At 22.8% G+C, this 18659-nt stretch carries 15 protein-coding genes and 3 tRNA genes; 7 read left to right on the top strand and 11 right to left on the bottom strand.

The window, feature by feature from the left end; genetic code table 11:
- Positions 1-3: 3 nt before the first annotated feature.
- Entirely contained in the window at positions 4-1347 is a 1344-nt protein-coding gene (locus AOQ89_RS00885; protein WP_080872434.1) for an Nramp family divalent metal transporter, read from the top strand.
- Here the strand turns inward: AOQ89_RS00885 and AOQ89_RS00890 are convergent.
- From AOQ89_RS00890 to aspS, 4 genes are read right to left on the bottom strand one after another with little or no spacing between them, the layout of a single operon-like run.
- On the bottom strand, positions 1340-2470 hold the full coding sequence (locus tag AOQ89_RS00890) for a peptidoglycan DD-metalloendopeptidase family protein (RefSeq protein WP_080872436.1): 1131 nt from the start codon (positions 2468-2470) through the stop codon (positions 1340-1342). The genes AOQ89_RS00885 and AOQ89_RS00890 overlap by 8 nt on opposite strands.
- 5 nt (positions 2471-2475) lie before the next feature.
- Positions 2476-2958 carry a crossover junction endodeoxyribonuclease RuvC gene (gene ruvC, locus AOQ89_RS00895; RefSeq protein ID WP_080872438.1) on the bottom strand — a complete coding sequence of 161 codons (483 nt, stop codon included), beginning with the start codon at positions 2956-2958 and terminating at the stop codon, positions 2476-2478.
- A gap of 5 nt (positions 2959-2963) precedes the next feature.
- Positions 2964-3689 (bottom strand): YebC/PmpR family DNA-binding transcriptional regulator, encoded by a 726-nt coding sequence (locus AOQ89_RS00900; protein ID WP_080872439.1) that lies wholly within the window; start codon positions 3687-3689, stop codon positions 2964-2966.
- 18 nt (positions 3690-3707) lie between these two features.
- Positions 3708-5459: an aspartate--tRNA ligase gene (gene aspS / locus AOQ89_RS00905; RefSeq protein WP_195909754.1), complete on the bottom strand. Its 1752-nt coding sequence runs from the start codon at positions 5457-5459 to the stop codon at positions 3708-3710.
- Positions 5460-5580: 121 nt separating this feature from the next.
- Between aspS and argS the strand changes: the two genes are divergently transcribed.
- Entirely contained in the window at positions 5581-7302 is a 1722-nt protein-coding gene (gene argS, locus AOQ89_RS00910) for an arginine--tRNA ligase (RefSeq protein ID WP_080872443.1), read from the top strand.
- Here argS and murJ read toward each other — a convergent pair.
- Entirely contained in the window at positions 7299-8825 is a 1527-nt protein-coding gene (gene murJ / locus AOQ89_RS00915; protein WP_080872444.1) for a murein biosynthesis integral membrane protein MurJ, read from the bottom strand. The two genes, argS and murJ, sit on opposite strands and share 4 nt — an antisense overlap.
- Before the next feature lie 48 nt (positions 8826-8873).
- Between murJ and AOQ89_RS00920 the strand changes: the two genes are divergently transcribed.
- Positions 8874-8961 (top strand) — tRNA-Ser (locus AOQ89_RS00920).
- Between the two features lie 12 nt (positions 8962-8973).
- Here the strand turns inward: AOQ89_RS00920 and AOQ89_RS03020 are convergent.
- Positions 8974-9062 (bottom strand) — tRNA-Ser (locus tag AOQ89_RS03020).
- Positions 9063-9116: 54 nt separating this feature from the next.
- On the opposite strand from AOQ89_RS03020, the gene AOQ89_RS00925 reads away from it, so the two are divergent.
- Positions 9117-9189 (top strand) — tRNA-Asn (locus tag AOQ89_RS00925).
- A gap of 9 nt (positions 9190-9198) precedes the next feature.
- On the opposite strand, the gene gndA is transcribed toward AOQ89_RS00925, so the two are convergent.
- Together gndA and dcd are read right to left on the bottom strand one after the other, a co-directional pair.
- Entirely contained in the window at positions 9199-10593 is a 1395-nt protein-coding gene (gene gndA, locus AOQ89_RS00930; RefSeq protein ID WP_080872446.1) for an NADP-dependent phosphogluconate dehydrogenase, read from the bottom strand.
- Positions 10594-10609: 16 nt separating this feature from the next.
- Positions 10610-11200 (bottom strand): dCTP deaminase, encoded by a 591-nt coding sequence (gene dcd / locus AOQ89_RS00935; protein ID WP_080872448.1) that lies wholly within the window; start codon positions 11198-11200, stop codon positions 10610-10612.
- Between the two features lie 74 nt (positions 11201-11274).
- Here dcd and metG point away from each other — a divergent pair, with 74 nt between their 5' ends.
- Positions 11275-12900: a methionine--tRNA ligase gene (gene metG, locus AOQ89_RS00940; protein WP_080872450.1), complete on the top strand. Its 1626-nt coding sequence runs from the start codon at positions 11275-11277 to the stop codon at positions 12898-12900.
- 12 nt (positions 12901-12912) lie between these two features.
- Here metG and folE read toward each other — a convergent pair whose 3' ends face one another.
- Positions 12913-13569 (bottom strand): GTP cyclohydrolase I FolE, encoded by a 657-nt coding sequence (gene folE / locus AOQ89_RS00945; RefSeq protein ID WP_080872452.1) that lies wholly within the window; start codon positions 13567-13569, stop codon positions 12913-12915.
- 106 nt (positions 13570-13675) lie between these two features.
- Between folE and rplY the strand changes: the two genes are divergently transcribed.
- A complete protein-coding gene (gene rplY, locus AOQ89_RS00950) occupies positions 13676-13963 on the top strand; it encodes a 50S ribosomal protein L25 (RefSeq protein WP_080872454.1) in 288 nt (95 codons plus the stop codon).
- A 43-nt stretch (positions 13964-14006) separates the two neighbouring features.
- Here the strand turns inward: rplY and AOQ89_RS00955 are convergent, their stop codons facing one another.
- A complete protein-coding gene (locus tag AOQ89_RS00955; RefSeq protein ID WP_080872456.1) occupies positions 14007-15140 on the bottom strand; it encodes a porin in 1134 nt (377 codons plus the stop codon).
- 142 nt (positions 15141-15282) lie between these two features.
- Positions 15283-17772 (bottom strand): DNA gyrase subunit A, encoded by a 2490-nt coding sequence (gene gyrA, locus AOQ89_RS00960; protein WP_080872457.1) that lies wholly within the window; start codon positions 17770-17772, stop codon positions 15283-15285.
- A gap of 108 nt (positions 17773-17880) precedes the next feature.
- On the opposite strand from gyrA, the gene ubiG reads away from it, so the two are divergent.
- A complete protein-coding gene (ubiG, locus tag AOQ89_RS00965; RefSeq protein ID WP_080872459.1) occupies positions 17881-18576 on the top strand; it encodes a bifunctional 2-polyprenyl-6-hydroxyphenol methylase/3-demethylubiquinol 3-O-methyltransferase UbiG in 696 nt (231 codons plus the stop codon).
- Positions 18577-18659 lie beyond the last annotated feature (83 nt).

Raw genomic sequence — 18659 nt, forward strand, 5'->3', positions numbered from 1 at the left:
AAAATGAAAAAAAAAGTAAGTCTTCCAGAAATTAATAATACAGTTCCAGTTTTTAAAAAAAATAGGAATTTTTTTAGAAATTTATTTGCTTTTTCTGGTCCAGGTTCTCTAGTAGCAGTAGGATATATGGATCCTGGAAATTGGATTACATCTATACAAGGAGGTGCTTTATACGAGTATTTATTAATTTCTGTGATCTTTGTTTCTAGTATTATTGCTATGTTTTTACAAGTACTTTGTATTAAGTTAGGAATAGTTACAGGTATGGATTTGGCTCAAGCAACTAATTTTTTAGTAAAAAATAAAAAAATTAATTTATGTTTATGGATAATAGCTGAATTATCTATAATCGCTACAGAAACAGCGGAAATTATAGGAAGTACAATTGCACTAAGTCTACTGTTCAAAATACCAATTATTTTTGGAACTATTATAACAATATTAGATGTTTTATTACTCTTAGAACTGACTAAATTTGGAATTAGAAAAATTGAAGCAATAGTATTTACTTTGATTTTTACAGTATTTCTAATTTTTTGTTACGAAGTTTTTTTGGCAAATCCGGATATGAAAAAAATATTTTTATCTTTATTACCTAATAAAAAAATTTTATATTCTTATTCAAATGGAAATGATTCTTCTTTTTTTATATCTTTAGGAATTATAGGAGCTACTATTATGCCTCACAATTTATACTTACATTCTTCTATAGTACAATCTAGAAGGTATATAAGAGAGAATGAAAAAGATATAAAAGAATCGATTAAATACGCCATTTTTGATTCAAATATACAACTAAGTTTTTCTTTAATTATAAATTGCCTTCTCTTAATTTTGGGAGCTTCTTTGTTTTTCGGAAAATCTCCAGAAACAGTAGGAAAAATTTTTAAAATCTACTATTCTTTACAAAACAAAAATACTATAGGGGAAATTGCTAGTTCAACTTTATCTAATTTATTTGCAATTGCTCTACTTATTTCTGGTCAAAGCGCTTCTATTACAGGAGCTTTATCTGGACAAATTGTAATGGAAGGATTTTTAAATTTTAGAATCTCAATTTGGAAGAGAAAAATGATTACCAGATTTTTTGCAATTATTCCTGTTTTATTTTGTATATTTTTTTACGGAAATAATAACGATAAAATAGAGAAATTACTAATATATACGCAAATTTTTTTAAGTATAGCTCTTCCTGTATCAATTATACCATTGTTGTACATAACTTCATCAAAAAAAATAATGAAAAATTTTGTAAATAAAAAGTATCAAATATTTTTTGGATTTCTAATCGCTTTTATTTTAATTATCTTAAACATAAGATTGATATTAGAAATTTTTTTTAGTTAATCTTTAATTTAGGTAGTATATTTTTTATTTTTTCTAAATATCTTTTCTTTTTTTTTCCTGTAAGATTTTCTGTATACTGAAGATTAGTAGTTAAAGGATTAACCGCTTTTTTATTAACCCAAACTTCGAAATGCAAATGAGGACCTGTAGATCTACCTGTATTTCCAGATAAAGCAATTTTTTCTCCTACTTTTACTTTTTGTCCTTTTTTCACTAGTATTTTTTTTAAATGCATGTATTTGCTGCTACAAATTTTATTATGTTTTATTTCTAGATAATTTCCTGCTTTTCTATCATTTTTACAAATTACTACTTCTCCATCTCCTATGGATACTATTGGTGTTCCTTTTAGTAAAGCAAAATCTACTCCTTTATGAGGGGATATTTTTTTTGTTACTGGATGAATTCTTGTTAAATTAAATGAAGAAGAAATACGAACTTTTTTTAGTATAGGAAATTTTATAAATTTTTTAGATAAAATTTTTGCGTTTTGATTATAAAAATTTCCATTTTTTTCTAAAAATGCAAAGTATTCTTTATTTTCTTGCAAAATACGGATTGCAATAATTCTATCAAATTTTTTTTCTAAAGAATATTTCTTATTTTCTAAAAGAAAAGCAAATTCTTTAATTTTTTTTTGCGAATTAATTTGTGTTTTAAAAATCTCTTTTATTTCTTCTATTTGTTCTTTAGAAATAGTAAGGTTTTCCGTATAGTATAAAAACTTATTTTTTTTTGTATCTCCCTTAATTAAAATATACCTATTTTCTTTTTCAGTACTTTTATTTATTTTGTTATTTTTCTCTCTAATAATGGAGGCATCGTAAATTTTTTTTTTTCTTTTTAAAAGTTCTGTATCTATAATTTCTTTTTCTTCTTTAGTACGAATATATAAGTTTTTTTTATTTTTCTCTTTACTTAAAAAAATTGGGTTTGTTTTTTCCAATGTAGAATAAAAAAAAATTTTTTTTATTTTTTTGTAAATCTTATAAATTTCTAAAAAAAGTAAATTTTTTCTAATTTCTGTAAAGAAAATTAGATTTTCGCATTGTACGATATGAGTAAATGTTAATATAAATAAAAAAAGTGCTAGTATTTTTACTATTTTAAAAAAAAAATTCATAATTTTTATATTTTATTTTTTAAAAATATAAAATAGTGTGTCATAGCAACTGCTAAAGCATCTATAGAATCTTGTTTTATACTTCTATTCTGAATACTAAAAAATTTAGAAACAATTTCAAAAATATAGTCTTTTTTTGCATTACCAAATCCAGTGACTATTTTTTTTATCGTTTTTATAGAATACTGAAATATAGGTATTTTGAATTTTGTAGCACTAAGTATTGCAGCAGAACTAGCTTGAGATAGTTTTAAAGAATTTTTTGCGTTCTTACCTATAAAAACTTCTTCTATTACAAAATAATTTGGATTAAATTTTCTAATAATTTTATTTATTTCTAAATATATATATCTTAAAAAGTAATAAGAATTTTTTTGATATTTTTTTTTTACTGGTATGCATCCACTATTGATATAAAAATTTTTTTCTATTATTCCGTATCCTGTAACAGTAGATCCAGGATCAATTCCTAGTATAATATATTTCATATGTTTTAATTTTTTAAAATAGTTATTTTATTCATATTATGGTATACTTTTGATACTTCCCCCATAGATTTTAATTCATTAATAAATTTAAGAACTTTTTCTTTTTTATTACTACAAATTTCAATTCTATTTTTTGGAATCATAAGTACTTTTTTATAAATTATTTTAGTATTTTTTTTTTCTAAAAAAAAGCTAATTTTCTCAAAATAAGTTTTTAAAACATACAAAACTGTAAAATTTTTAATATTGAATATATCTTCTATTCCAATTTCAATCATTTTTTCTATCATTTTTTGTTTTAAAAGTTTTGAATATACTAAAAATACACCCATTTCTTTAAAAATATGAGATACAGAATTATTTTTCGATACGTTACCATTGAATTTAGAAAATACTTTTTTTATTTTTGAGAGTACAATACTAAAATTACTACATATACAAAAAATTAAAATTGCTATTCCTTCTGGGCCATATCCTTCTATAAAAAATTCTTTTTTTAGAGAATTTTTTTTAAATTTAGAAATAATTTTCAGTACATTACTTTTAGGCATATTGTACAAAGAAGATTTTTCTATAATAGATCGTAATTTGTAATTTTTTGTTGGATCAATTCCTCCAAATTTTATAGCAGAGTATATTTCTCTAACAATTTTATTAAAAATTTTTTCTCTTTTAGAATCTTTGTATGCTTTTCTATATTTCGTATTTGACCATTTACTGTGACCAGACATAATTTACCTAATTAAAAGTTAATAAAACTTGTATAGATTTAATTCTTTAAGAAGATTTTTATCTATATTATTAGGTGAATTTGTCATTAAATCAATAGCAGAAGTAGTTTTTGGAAATGCTATTACATCTCTAATATTTTTTGAATCAGTTAGTATCATAATAAGTCTATCTAAACCTATAGCAAAACCAGCATGTGGGGGAGCGCCAAATTTTAAAGCATTTAGAAAAAAAGAAAGATTGCCAAAATTTCTTTTTTTATCAATATTTAGAATTTTAAAAATAGATTTTTGCATTTTATACTCAAAAATACGAACTGATCCACTTCCTATTTCGAATCCATTTATTACTAAGTCATAAGAGTCGGATACGATATTTAAAAGATTTTTAGAAGAATCTTTTATTTTTATTTTTTTATTTTTTGGAGATGTAAAAGGATGTCTTCCAGAAATAATTTTTCCTGATTCATCTCTTACGAACATTGGAAAATCTGTTACCCAAATAGGATTCCAAGAACTATAATTTTTAATGAAAGATTTTGAATATTTTCCAAATCTTTCTTTTATATTGTTAAAAATTGCTATATCTTGTATATCTTCAAAATTATAGAAAAATAAAAAATCTTTATTTTCACAATTAGCAATTTTTGATATTTTTTCAATTGAATAAGTAGATAAAATTTTTTTTAAAGGACCAAAAAATTCTAATTTTCTATTCTTTAGAATAATTTGTGTCCAGGAAATATAAGGATAGTATTTTTGAAAAATTTTAGAAAAGTATTTTTCTTGTATCTTATAAATATCTTTTTGCATGTCTGAACTAGATAATTTAAAACAAAGGGAATATTTTTTTTTTTTAGTTTTTATTTTGTATTGAACATTGCTATTTTTTATTTTTATAAATTGTATTTTATTCCTTAAATCTGGTTGATCATTTCCAAAACGTAAAATACAATTTTTATAGGAAATTCTTTGAAATTTTGGAAGAAAAATATTAAAAATTTTTTTCCAAACTATTCGAATTAGATTTTCTATGATATTTTGTATAGATCTTGCGTTTGCAAAAGCAACTTCTAAATCTATTTGTGTAAATTCAGGTTGTCTATTTGATCTTAAATCTTCATCTCTAAAGCATTTGGCTATCTGATAGTATTTTTCAAATCCAGAAATCATAAGAATTTGTTTAAAAACTTGAGGTGATTGTGGAAGAGAATAAAATTTATTTTTTTGCACTCTACTTGGAATTATATAATTTCTAGCTCCTTCTTCTGTAGAATGCGAAAGTATAGGAGTTTCTATTTCTAAAAATTTTTTTTTATAAAAAAAATTTCTAATTATTTCTATTACTTTGGATCTTATTTTAATGTTTTTCTGCATTTTTTTGCTTCTTAAATCAAGATATCTAAATTTTAATCTTTTTTCCTCAGAAGATTCTTTTTGTATTTCTATAGGTATGTTGTCTGAAATATTTATAATTTCTATTTTTTTAGCTATAATTTCAAACTTTTCTTTATTTTCATGATCTAAAATTTGATCTTTTGGTTTTTTCTGAACTATTCCAAAAATTTTTACACAAGATTCATTTTTTAAAGATTTTGCTAACTCAAATACTGTTTTTTTTTCTTTTATACAAATAACTTGTACTTCTCCAGTAAAGTCTCTTATTTTTATAAATACTAAATTTTTTAGAATTCTAATTGTGCTGATCCATCCAAAAATTTTAACTTTTTTTTTTTCTAATAAATTTATATTTTTACAGTACGTTCTTTTCATAAAGAAAACCATTTTTTTAAATTATATGAATATTTTATATTTTTATACTTGTTTGCTAATTATTCAATATACTAAAATAAAAAAATAAAACAATCTTAATTTTTTATTTTAAGAGGTAAAATTGGACATACACTCTATAGTACTAAAGAAAATTAGTATAATACTACAAAAAATGAAAATTGTAGGAATTTCTCTAATACGTTTAAAAACTTCAGAAAATGAAAAGTTTGGAGACTATCAAATAAATGGAATTATAAATATTGCTAAAAAAAATGATATTGAAGTTTCTTATTTATCTCAATGCTTTATTTTTTGTCTAAAAAAAAATAAAATTTTTTCAAAAATTGAAATGACTAAATTAGGATTTATAAATCTTTTTTTAAATACGAAATGGATTGAGAGATTATTACTAATTTTTTTCAAAAAAAAAAACTTTTGTTTTTATAAAACAAAAAATTCAAAAATAATTTTAGATTATTCTTCTCCTAATTTAGCAAAAAGTATGCATATTGGACATATAAGGTCTACTATAATAGGAGATTGTTTTGCAAGAGTTTTTTCTTTTTTAGGAAATAAAGTAATTAGGATTAATCATTTAGGGGATTGGGGAATAAATTTTGGAATTCTAATAGCTTATATAATAAAATATAAAATAAAAAAGTACGAAAATATACTTTTTTTAGATGCAGTATACAAAAAAGCTAGAAAAATGTATGAAAAAGATAAAGAATTTTCTTATTTTGCAGAAAATTGTGCCTTTAAATTACAAAATAAAGATAAATTATGTACAGATATATGGAAAAGAATTACTAATGTATCAATTAAAGAAAATCAAAAAATTTATAACCTTTTAGATATTAAACTTTCATTAAAAAATAATTTAGGAGAAAGTTTTTACAATACTACTATAAAAAAAGTTATAGAAAAATTAAAATACAAAAAAATAGCAAATAACAAAAATAACAAAATAGTTGTTTTTTTAAAAAATTTTAAGAATAGAGATAATAAAAATATGGGAGTTATCTTAAAAAAAAATGGATTGTATCTTTACGCGGCTACAGAAATTGCTTGTTTAAAGTACAGATACAAAAAATTTCTTCCCAAGAAAATTATATACTGTATTGATACTAGACAAAAACAGCATCTTATGCAAAGTTGGGAGATTTGTAGAAAAGCAAGTTTTGTTCCAAAAAATTTGATTTTACAGCATTATAATTTTGGTATGATTTTAAATAGCAAAAGAAAACCTTTTAAAACAAGATCTGGAAAAACAGTCAATTTAAAAGGAATTATTAATCGTTTTATAAAAGATACAAAAAAAGTTATTTTTGCAAGAAATTCCGGTATTCAAAAAGAAAAATTAGAAAAATTATCACAAGTATTAGGAATTGGATCAATCAAATATTTCGAACTTTCTAAGAATAGGAAGTTAGATTATGTTTTCAATTTTGATAATATGCTAAAATTCAAAGGAAATACAGTGCTTTACATACAATATACTTACTGTAGAATACTATCTCTATTAAAAAAAAATAAGTATTTTTCTTACAAAGAAAAGAAAAAAAAAATTATTATTTCTTCTATAGAAGAAAAGAAACTGGCTATTCAAATACTTAGATTAGGAGAAACTCTTTCTATTTTACAAAAATTTAAAATGCCGAATATTTTATGCGAATATTTGTACAAAATAGCCTTACTATTCTCCATTTTTTACGAAAAATTTAATATAATGAACAGTAAAAAAAATAAAAAAATCAGTAGATTGCATCTATCTTACTTATCTGCAAAAATTATAAAATTATGCTTAAATTTTTTAGGAATAAAAACAGTAAAAGAGATTTAGTTTCTAAAATTTTTATAGTTTATTTCAAAAATTGAAAAAACTGAAAAATATACAAAAATTCCCAAAAAAATTGCGGAAAATAAGTAAAAAAACTTTTTTTTTGTTTCAAAATTTTCAAAAAAAATAAAATATGAAAGAAAAAATTTCAAAAAAAATACCATAAATAAACTTGAAAAAAATATTTTAATCAAAGTTTTTTGATAATTTTTTATGGAAAAAATACTTTTTTTTTTCATTCTAAAAAAAAGAAATACACAATTAAATACGTTAGAAAAAATTAAAGAAATAAACATACCTTCTTGTTTTAAAAAATAAACCAAAAGTAGATTTGTCAATTGTGAAAAAATCATGGTATAAAAAGATGCTTGAATTGGAGTTTTAAAGTCTTTTCTAGAAATAAATCCTAAAAGAAGTATTTTATATACTATTGTGAAAAATATTCCTATGGAAGCAATTTTCAAAAATTTTGATACTATAAAAGAATCGAAATAAGAAAATTTTCCATATTGAAAAAAACAAACTACTATAGGAAATGAAAGAGTAAATACTGCAATTGATACAGGAATTGTACAAATAGCTCCTATTTTGATGCTATTTTGTATAGTTTTATAGTATTTACTGTAGTTTTTTTTTTGTATAAGTCTAGATAGATACGGCAATAATATTACTGTTATAGCATAACATAGAATACCACAAGGTATTTCTATAATTCTTTCTGTATAATAGATCCATGAAATTGAATTAGGTACTAAAAAAGAAAAAATAATTGTACTAGTAATGTAAGAAATTTGTGGTACTATAGAAACTAGTATACCAGAACAAGTTTTTTGAAATACTAAAAATGCATCTTTATGAAATTCTATTTTAGGAAAAACTAGCATGTCTATTTTTTTTAAAAAAGGAATTTGGTATAAGCACTGTAAAATTCCTCCAAATAGAACAGAAAAGGATAAAAAAATTGTCTCCTCTCCTAAATGAAAAGGATAGAAAAAAAGTATGAAGCATACAATGCTAAAGTTTAAAAAAAAAGGAGAAATTACTGGAATAAAAAGTTTTTTCCAAGCATACAATGCTATATTAAATAAACAAGATAAAGAAATAAATACCAAATAAGGAAATACTATTTTTATTAAATTATTAGCTAAATCAAAATATTGTTTATATATAAATAGTATTCCAGGAGCTAATAAAAATAAAAATACAGAAGAAAAAATAACACCTGTTATACTAATAATAACTAAAATGAGTAATAGCCATCCAAAAATGAGAGAAAAAAATTTTTTTGTTTTTTTGTGAGAGTTATTTTTTTTGTATTCTATAAAAATAGGAAAAAATGCTTGAAAAAAAGCTCCTTCCGCAAAAATCTTTCTTAAAAAATTTGGTATTTTAAAAGCAATAAAAAAAATCCCTATTTCAGGAGTAGTACCAAAATAATTAGCAATACACACATCTCTTACAAAACCAGAAATCCTAGAAAATAATATTGTAATGCTAATCTGTAAGATTTTTTTTATTAAATTCATATTTGTAATTTTATTTAGTTATTTTTATAGTATATAATATAAGAAAGAGGTGAGATGTCTGAGAGGCTTAAAGAACATGCCTGGAAAGCGTGTATACGTTAATAACGTATCGAGGGTTCGAATCCCTCTCTCACCGTACTATATTTTTCGGAGAGACAGGGATTCGAACCCTGGAAGAAGATTTATCTCCTTAACGATTTTCGAAATCGTTCCAATCAACCTCTCTGGCATCTCTCCTTATGCAATTTTTTTATTTGACTAAACTGATATTTGTGTAGTAGAATTAAGAATTCCTCTGTAGTTCAGTTGGAAGAACGACGGACTGTTAATCCGTATGTCACTGGTTCGAATCCAGTCAGAGGAGAATTAAAACTTACCAAAAATCCGAAAAATATCCTTTTTTATCTGATCTTGTATATTTATGCAAACCAAAGTAATTTCTTTGCGCCTGAATTAAGTTTGTAGGTAATTTTTCGCTTCTTAAAATATCATAATAAGATAAAGAACTATAAAAACAAGGTACTGCTAGTCCAAATTTGGCACATAGAACTACCGTATTTCTAAGATATTTTTGGTTTTCTATTAAAGTATTTAAGAATTTTTTAGAGTACAAAATTTCTTTTTTATTCATTTTTTTTAATTCTTTATAAAAAGATAAGAATTTTTCTAGTATTTTTGAGCGAATGATGCATCCAGAAAGAAAAATTTTTAAAACTTTCTCTATTTCAATGTTCCATCCATAAAATTTAGAAGCTTTTTGTAATAAAGAAAATCCTTGATGATACGAAATAATTGCAGAAACATAAAGACTCTTTTTCAAAGAATACAAAATACTTTTTTTATTTTTTTTAATTTCTTTATTTGAAAATTTTGGTCCAAAATTTTCTTGCATAAGGTATTTATGAATTTTTCTGTTTTTTGATATATACCTAAAAAAAATAGCTTCCGAAGGAACGCTAAAAAATTCTTCTAAATCTAAAGCACTTTTACAAGCCCAAGATCCTGTTTTATTGTTATTTGCTCTTTCAGAAATCTTATCAATCAAATAAGAATCTTTATTTTCTTTTTTTCGAAAAATATTAATGCATATCTCTATCAAATAGCTTTCTAATTCTCCTTTATTCCATTCAAAAAAAACTTTCGATATTTTTTTATTACTAAAAAACAGCATTCTTTTTAGAATTTCATAAGATTCTGCTATTAATTGCATAAATGCATACTCAATAGAATTATGTATCATTTTTATATAATGACCTGTTCCTGCATATTTAAAATATCCTACGCATTTTTCTTCTTTATATTTTGCAGAAATTTTTTCTAGCATAAATCGAATATAATGATAAGAGGATTGATTTCCATCAACCATAATAGAAGGACCGTATAAAGCTCCTAATTTTCCTCCAGAAATTCCAACTCCAAAAAAATTTATTCCTTTTTTTTTTAGATTTTTTTCTCTTCTAATACTATCAATGTAGTACGAATTACCTCCATCCATTATGATGTCTTTTTCTTCTAAGTAAGAAAGCAAAGAATTTATAATGCTATCTACTGGTTTACCGGAAGTCACGATTATTAATATAATTCTTGGTTTTTTTAAAGACTTTATAAATTCCTGTAGATTTAAATAAGGATATATATTTTTTTCTGAAATATTTTTCACTTTTTCTATAGATCTATTAAAAATAGCAGTCTTATATCCATTTCTTGCAAAATTTAAGGAAATGCTTTTTCCCATTATTCCCATTCCAATAATACCAATATCATTCATAAAATTTTCTCATTTATTAAAAAGTATCTTTATTAATTTTACTAATTAGTGTACTACTTTGATTTTTATACTTAGCATTTTTCTTAATATTATAGGGTCTAACTGAATTCTCATTTAGTAAAGAAAAAAACACAGAACCTATTATTATTCCTTTTTTAAGTGCTATAGGCAATTCTCCTAAGTTATATAGTTCTAAAACTATTTTTCCATTCCATCCTGGATCGATAAATTGTGCTGTTGCATGCACAATTAGTCCAATTCTAGCTAAAGAAGATCTTCCATTAAAAAATCCCAATAAATTTTCTGGTAAAGAAAGTGTTTCTGTAGTTGTAGCTAAAACTAAATTTTTTGGATGCAAAAAAAATTTTTTATTATTTTTTATTATAATCTCTTTACTCATGGTTTCTTTTAAATGAGTATAATTTTTTTTGTTTCGTACTGTACAATCTATAAATCCTGTTTTATAAGATTTTGAAAATATTCTAAAACGATTGTCTAAAGTTAAATCTAGTGAAGCTCCGTTTATTCTATTTTTAGAAACTTTAGGGAAAATTAGTATTTTTTTATTTTCAATCCATTTTTCTATTTCTTTATCGCATAAAAACATCTTAATTATAATAGTATTTTATTTATGATTTATTATAAAATAGTCTATTAGAAATATTATAAAATAAATATAGCATGAAAAGAAAAAATAATAAAAAAATATTAGTTACTTGTGCTCTTCCATACATAAATGGACCTATACATTTAGGACACATTTTAGAACATGTACAAGCAGATATTTGGGTGAGATTTCAAAAAATGATTGGAAAAAAGATATATTTTATTTGTGCAGAAGATACTCATGGAACTGCTACTTTAATAAATTCAAAAAAACTGAATATTTCTCCTGAAAATTTAATAAAAAAAGTACATATAGAACATAAAAAGGACCTTTTGAATTTCGATATTAAATACGATCATTTTTGTTCTTCAAATAGTTTAGAAAATAAAAAATTTGTAGTATCTGTATATAAAAAATTACTAAAAAGTGATCTTATTTATTCAAAAATGGTACTTCAACTTTATGATAAAAAAGAAAAAATTTTTTTATCTGATAGATTTATAACTGGAACTTGTCCAAAATGCTTTACAAATAATCAAAATGGAGATAATTGTGAATTTTGTGGAGAACATTACGAAGCTGTTGACTTAATTAACCCTATTTCAAAAATTTCTAATACTGTTCCAATAAAAAAAAAGTCTAAGCACTATTTTTTAGACCTTTCAAAAATTAAAAAAAATCTTATAAATTCTATAAAATCAATAGAATTAGAAGAAAGTATTTTTTTAAAATTAATTGAATGGTTCCCAAAAAAACTGAAATCTTGGAATATTTCTAGAAATAGCCCATATTTTGGTTTTAGAATTCCAAACTCTAAAAAGTACTTTTATGTTTGGTTTGATGCTTTAATCACTTATATAAGCGCTTTTAAAATTTTTTGTAAGTCTAAAAAAAATTTAAAATTTGAAAAATTTTGGAAAAGAAAATACAAATACGATACCATGTTATTTCATTTTATAGGAAAGGATATCATATATTTTCACGGAATATTTTGGATAGCTATTTTAAATAGCATAAATTTTAGGATTCCAAATGCTATTTTTGTTCATGGACATCTAAAAATTAATGGAAAAAAAATGTCAAAATCTAAGAATAACTTTATTACTGTTAAAAAATATCTGCAATTTTTAGATTCTGATTATATCAGATACTATTTTGCTTCAAAATTATCGAATAAATTTGATGACATTAATTTAGAAATTTTAGATTTTAGAAACAAAGTAAATTCTGATTTAGTTAATAAAATAGCAAATTTAGCTTCTAGATGTGAAAAAATTATACAGAAAGAATTTTCTGGATTTTTATCTAAAAAAATAGATAGCAAACAATTAGGAGAATTTTTATATCAGAAAAATATGATAGAAAATTTTTTTATTAGCAGAAGAAATGATCTAGCCGTAAGAGCAATTATTAAGTTGGCAAGAAAAGCTAATCATTATATAGATAAAATGACACCTTGGAAAATAAAAAATAAGGAAAAAATGCACAATGTTTGTTCTACTGGAATAAATATGTATAAAATAATTGTAACTTATTTATCTCCTATAGTTCCAAAATTAGCAAAAAAATCTTCTGAATTTCTAAATTTTTCAATAAATTGGAATAATATAGACTTTATTCTTATTTCACATAAAATTAAAAAATTCAAAAAAATTTTAAAAAGAATTTCTTTAGAAGAAATAAAAAACATAATCATATAAAAATATAAGAAATTAATAAAATTTTACATTTATAAATTTATAAAATTCTTTTTTTATAGAATAGCTTTTCTCAAATTTTCCACAAAAATTTGAAGTAATTACATAATTTTTTTGATTTTCCATTTTTCTTATTTGTGCGCAAAAATGTTTAGCCTGAATTAATACTGCTACATCCTCTATTTGTAATAGAGTCTGTAAGCAAATAGCAATTTGTTTAGTCATTCTTTCTTGAATTTGAGGTCTTTTTGCAAAAAAATTGACAATTTTATTTACTGTAGAAATACCTAAAATTTTTCTATTTGGAAAATATGCAATGAATGCTTTTCCTTCTGTTATTAAAAAATGATGTTCACAAAAGCTAGTAAAAGAAATATTAAAGATTTTTATCATCTCTTCAACTTGAATAGTATTTTTTATAAAACTAATTTTTGGAAAATTTTCATAATATAATCCAGAAAATATTTCTTTAATCAACATACTAGAAATTCTTTTAGGAGTATCAATAATATTTGAATTTTTGCTATCTAAATTAAGATAAATGAGAATTTTTTCTATACAATTTTGTATTTTTTTTTGTGACTTTAAAAAGTTAGTCTTTTTTTTTAAGATTGGATTTTCTAATTTTTTTTTTACAAGTATATTTTTTATTTTTTTTATTATGCTATTCATAGTTTTCTCATTTGTATAAATAAATTTTTTGAATTTGATTTTCTTAAAAAAGATTTTATAATGAACATTTTAAAAGAAATGAAAATTGTAAATATTGGTAAATATTATGTTAACTATACAGGCAAAAATTAGAAAATTGTTAGGAAAATTGAATAGTAAGAAAATAAGAAAAGACAATTTAATTCCAGCTGTTTTGTACGAAAAAAATAAAAAATCCATTTCTGTATTTCTAAAAAATAAAGATATTATAAATGCCAAAAAAAAAGAAAATTTCTATAAAAACACTATAAATTTGTATATTGAAAATACTGTAAGAAAAGTAAAAATTCAGTATATACAATGGCATCCTTTTAAAGAAAAAATCATGCATATAGAATTCAAAATTATAAAATAAAAGTTATCACAAATAATATGTGATAACTTTTTAAAATTAAAAATTAAAAGCTGTACTTGATACCGATTGAAAATTTATTATCTTTATTAATATCTAATAAATTAGATTTAATTTTTTCTTCAGCATCTTTTTTATTTTTTTTCAAAAGATTTATTTTACAGTCGAAAAATGTAGAAACATTCTTATTAAAATTGTATTTAGCACATAGTTCTAAATATTTTTCTATAAAATGGTTATGAATTTTAGCTTTTTTATCATACAAGCTAGATTGCGAATATCCTATAGAAGGACAAAATCCAAAACCAAAATTATACTGTGCAACTAATTCAATATTTTTAATTTTTTCTGGAAATCCAAATAAATTTTCTTTTTTTTCATCTTCATCAAAGTCACCAAATGTAGACATATTTCTAGTTTCTTTGTATAAAGCAGATAAGTATAGAGAATTTATATCGTACTTAATTCCTAAAGCATAGGATTGCGCATTTTTTTTAGAATCTCCTAAATACTTTTCATATTCTGATAAACTTTTTTGAAGTTTTGTTTTTTTATGATTTGTATAAGAAGCACCTGTAGAAATTCCATTATCAAAATCGTAGTATACTAAAGTTCCAAATCCTTGACCATTCTCTACTTTAGGATCTTTTATATCTGATTTAGTAACATTTTTTCCTTGGTATTGTAAAACAAAATTTAATCCATTAACATTACCAAAAAAATTTTTATTTCTGTATGTTAGTACGCTATTTGCTTTATGTGATAAAAAATTATCTGGAAAAACAGTATTATTTTCTAATATAGAACTTGTCCAACTATTAATTTCGTATAAAACACCATAATTTCTACCATAATCTATAGAACCCATTTCACCAAAATCTACTCCGATAAATCCTAAGCCAAGATTATTAGTGGTTTTTTGATCTTGTCTAATTTTTATTTTGCTTTCTATCTTAAAAAATCCGTAAATTTGATCTGATATCTGAGTTTCACCTTTTACTCCGTATTCTATAAAAGATTTATCTCCTTTATTTAAAAAACTATCTGATACAACATTTTTTACTTCCATTTTTCCATAAACATCTATTTTATTACCTTCTTTATTATATATTCTCATTGCTTGCAATTGACTAGAAAATATAATTAAGAAAGTTGCAAAAAAATAATAACTCCATTTCATTTTGAGCCTCTAATAGTATTTAATTACTAGAATTTAGAAAACTGTTTTAAATTTTTTTAAGAAAAGACGATTTTATTTGAAATAAAATAATACTAAATGAATAAAATTATTTCAAGTAAACTAAAAAAAATCTAAATAATATTTAATCAATTGTTCTTTGCAAATCTACAACTTTTTCTTTTTTATTTTTTCTTATTAAAAGAACACCTTTTGTATTTCTTTTTATCAAACTTACTTCAGATACTCGAATTCTAACTATCTTCCCAGAATTTGTAATTATCATTACTTGATCATTAGAATCAACTTGTACTGCTTTAACTACTTTTCCGTTTCTTAAATCTGTTTTAATAGAAACAACTCCTTGTGTAGCTCTAGATTTTACAGGATATTCTTCTGTTTTTGTACGTTTTCCATATCCATTTTGTGTGACAGTTAAAATATCTCCTTTCTGTTTAGGAATAATTAAAGAAACTACTTTATCTTCTTTAGATAGATTTATCCCTATTACACCTCTAGCATTTCTTCCTGTGCTTCTAACTTGTTTTTCCTGAAATCTTACTACTTTACCTTTAGAAGAAAATAACATAATTTCTTTATTACCATCTGTTATGTCTACTCCTATTAATTGATCATTCTTATCTAGATTAATTGCAATAATTCCTTTTTCTCTTGGTCTACTAAATGAATTTAAAGAAGTTTTTTTTATAATTCCTTTAGATGTTGCCATAACAACATAATTAGAAAAATTATACTTTTTAATTGATAATATTGCAGTTATTCTTTCTTTTTCTTGTAATGGTAGTATATTTACAATAGGTTTTCCTTTTGATCCCCTCTTTGCCTCAGGAAGTTGATAAACATGCATCCAATATATTTTTCCTTGACTAGAAAAAAGTAAAATTTTATCGTGAGTATTTGCAATTAGTAAGCAATCTATAAAATCTTTTTCTTTAATTTTTGTAGCAAATTTTCCTTTTCCTCCTCTATGTTGTGCTTGATAGTCTTTAAGAGGTTGATACTTTACGTATCCATGATAAGACAAAGTAATTACTACATTTTTTTTATTAATTAAGTCTTCTATACAAATAGAAGAAGAATTTTCTATAATTTTTGTTTTTCTAAAATCTTTGTATTCATTTCTTATTTTTACTAGTTCTTTTTTAATAACTTTTACTAAAGTATTAGAGTTTTCTTTTATTTTTGTAAGATTTTTTATGTATTTTTCAGTTTTTTCGTACTCTTGAAATACTTTATTAATTTCCAAATTTGTCAATTTTTGCAATTTTAAATTTAGTATTTCTTCAATTTGCTTTTTACTAAAATAATATTTTTCCTTATTTTTAAACTCTCTTATATTTTTATACTTTTTATTTTTTAATGATTGATGAAGAATAAAAATTTCTTTTAAATTTTTTTTTGCTTCTTGAACATTAGAAGAATTTTTAATTATACTAATAATTTTTTCTAAATTTAGAACAGCTATAATAATACCTTGTAGAGTATGGAGTTTTTTTTTCTCTTTTTTTAGTTCAAAAATTGTTTTTCTATAAACTACTTCTTTTCTGTGTTCTAAAAAAATAGAAAGAATTTTTTTTAGAGAAAGTAATTTTGGTTTTCCTTTATGTAAGGCAACCATATTAATACCAAAAGAAGTTTGCAATTGTGTCATAGAGTACAAATTATTTAGCACAATTTTTCCTATAAACCCTTTTTTAGTTTCTATCACAATTCGCATTCCTTCTCTATCAGATTCATCCCTAAAATTACTAATTCCTTCAATTTTTTTTTCTTTTACTAGAAAAGAGATTTTTTCTAATAGATTTGATTTATTTACTTGGTAAGGAATTTGAGAAATTATTATTTTCTCTCTTCCATTTTTTTTCTTTTCAATTTTTGCTTTTGCTCTTATTATAATTTTTCCTTTTCCAGTCTTGTATGCTGTTTTTATACCAATTTTTCCATTTATTATAGCAGCTGTAGGAAAATCTGGTCCTTTAATATACTTCATAATTTTTTTTGTACTAATATTTTCATCTTCTATATATGCTAAACAAGCGTCGATAACTTCCGTAATATTGTGAGGAGGAATATTAGTAGCCATTCCCACAGCAATTCCAGAAGATCCGTTTATTAAAAGGTTAGGAATTTTATTAGGAAAAATTTCTGGAATTTTTTCTGATTCGTCATAATTCAAAGAAAAATTCACTGTATTTTTTTCTATATCTGATAGCATTTCTTGCGCAATTTTTGTCATACGAACTTCTGTATAACGCATAGCAGCAGCAGAATCTCCATCTATTGATCCAAAATTTCCTTGACCATCTATTAGAGTATATCTTAAAGAAAAATTTTGAGCCATTCTTACTATTGTTTCGTAAACAGCAGAATCTCCATGAGGATGATACTTTCCTATTACGTCTCCTACTATTCTTGCAGATTTTTTATAAGGTCTATTCCAAAAATTTTTTATTGTGTACATTGCATACAGTATTCTTCTATGTACTGGTTTTAATCCATCTCTGGCATCCGGAAGAGCTCTTCCTATAATTACAGACATTGCATAATTTAGGTAAGATTTTTTGAGTTCCTTTTCTATATTTACTAAAGTAATTTCCTTTGCAAAATCACTCATACATTTTCCTTTTTAAAAAACAAAATCTTTTATTAGATTTTAAAAAAGTATACCATTTTTTATATAAAAAAATATAATAAAAGTATTTAATAAAAATTTATAGATAAAATGCAAAAAAAAAATTACAAAAATGAATTTGATCTATTTCATAAAGATTGGTGGGAAAAAAACGGAATTTTTTCTTTTTTGCATAAAATGAACAAAATTAGACTGAAATATATTTTACTAAAATCCAATGGAATATTTGCAAAAAAGATACTAGATATTGGATGCGGAGGGGGTATACTATCGGAGAGTATGGCAAAAATGGGGGCGATAGTAACAGGTGTAGATATTTCTAAAAAATCTATTTTGGAAGCTCAAAAACATGCAATGGAATATGGACTAGATATCAAGTATATTAATTCCGATATATACAAATACAAAAATTTTTGTAAAAAAAAATACGATATCGTTACTTGTATGGAAATGTTAGAGCATGTAAAAAATCCTAAAAGTATTGTACGTATTTGCTCTAAATTAGTTAAAAAAAATGGATCTGTATTTTTTTCTACGATTAATAGAAACTATAAGTCTCTTTTATATATCATATTTTTTGCAGAATATATTTTACAAATTATTCCAAAAAAAACACATCAATTCAAAAATTTTATACGTCCAAATGAATTACTACGATTTATTGATGAGACTAGATTACATGAAATGGAAATATTAGGTATGAAATACAATTTTTTTAAAAAAAAATTCTATTTTTGTAATAGAATAGATACTAACTATATTTTACATACTAAAAAATTTAAATAAAGTATCATCTGTATTTCAAAAACTGTTCCATTTCTTAAAATTTCTGTATCTAAAAAATTAATTTAATTAAAGATAAAATTGTA

It is taken from the genome of bacterium endosymbiont of Pedicinus badii (assembly GCF_002075085.1).
Lineage (GTDB): Bacteria > Pseudomonadota > Gammaproteobacteria > Enterobacterales > Enterobacteriaceae > PRUG.

Excerpts from the sequence above, each read along its gene's own strand:
- aspS (WP_195909754.1), bottom strand. The coding sequence starts at position 5,459 with ATGAAAAGAACGTACTGTAAAAATATAAATTTATTAGAAAAAAAAAAA.
- murJ (WP_080872444.1), bottom strand. The coding sequence starts at position 8,825 with ATGAATTTAATAAAAAAAATCTTACAGATTAGCATTACAATATTATTT.
- gyrA (WP_080872457.1), bottom strand. The coding sequence starts at position 17,772 with ATGAGTGATTTTGCAAAGGAAATTACTTTAGTAAATATAGAAAAGGAA.
- rplY (WP_080872454.1), top strand. The coding sequence starts at position 13,676 with ATGTTAACTATACAGGCAAAAATTAGAAAATTGTTAGGAAAATTGAAT.
- folE (WP_080872452.1), bottom strand. The coding sequence starts at position 13,569 with ATGAATAGCATAATAAAAAAAATAAAAAATATACTTGTAAAAAAAAAA.
- AOQ89_RS00955 (WP_080872456.1), bottom strand. The coding sequence starts at position 15,140 with ATGAAATGGAGTTATTATTTTTTTGCAACTTTCTTAATTATATTTTCT.
- dcd (WP_080872448.1), bottom strand. The coding sequence starts at position 11,200 with ATGTTTTTATGCGATAAAGAAATAGAAAAATGGATTGAAAATAAAAAA.
- AOQ89_RS00890 (WP_080872436.1), bottom strand. The coding sequence starts at position 2,470 with ATGAATTTTTTTTTTAAAATAGTAAAAATACTAGCACTTTTTTTATTT.
- gndA (WP_080872446.1), bottom strand. The coding sequence starts at position 10,593 with ATGAATGATATTGGTATTATTGGAATGGGAATAATGGGAAAAAGCATT.
- ruvC (WP_080872438.1), bottom strand. The coding sequence starts at position 2,958 with ATGAAATATATTATACTAGGAATTGATCCTGGATCTACTGTTACAGGA.
- AOQ89_RS00885 (WP_080872434.1), top strand. The coding sequence starts at position 4 with ATGAAAAAAAAAGTAAGTCTTCCAGAAATTAATAATACAGTTCCAGTT.
- AOQ89_RS00900 (WP_080872439.1), bottom strand. The coding sequence starts at position 3,689 with ATGTCTGGTCACAGTAAATGGTCAAATACGAAATATAGAAAAGCATAC.
- metG (WP_080872450.1), top strand. The coding sequence starts at position 11,275 with ATGAAAAGAAAAAATAATAAAAAAATATTAGTTACTTGTGCTCTTCCA.
- ubiG (WP_080872459.1), top strand. The coding sequence starts at position 17,881 with ATGCAAAAAAAAAATTACAAAAATGAATTTGATCTATTTCATAAAGAT.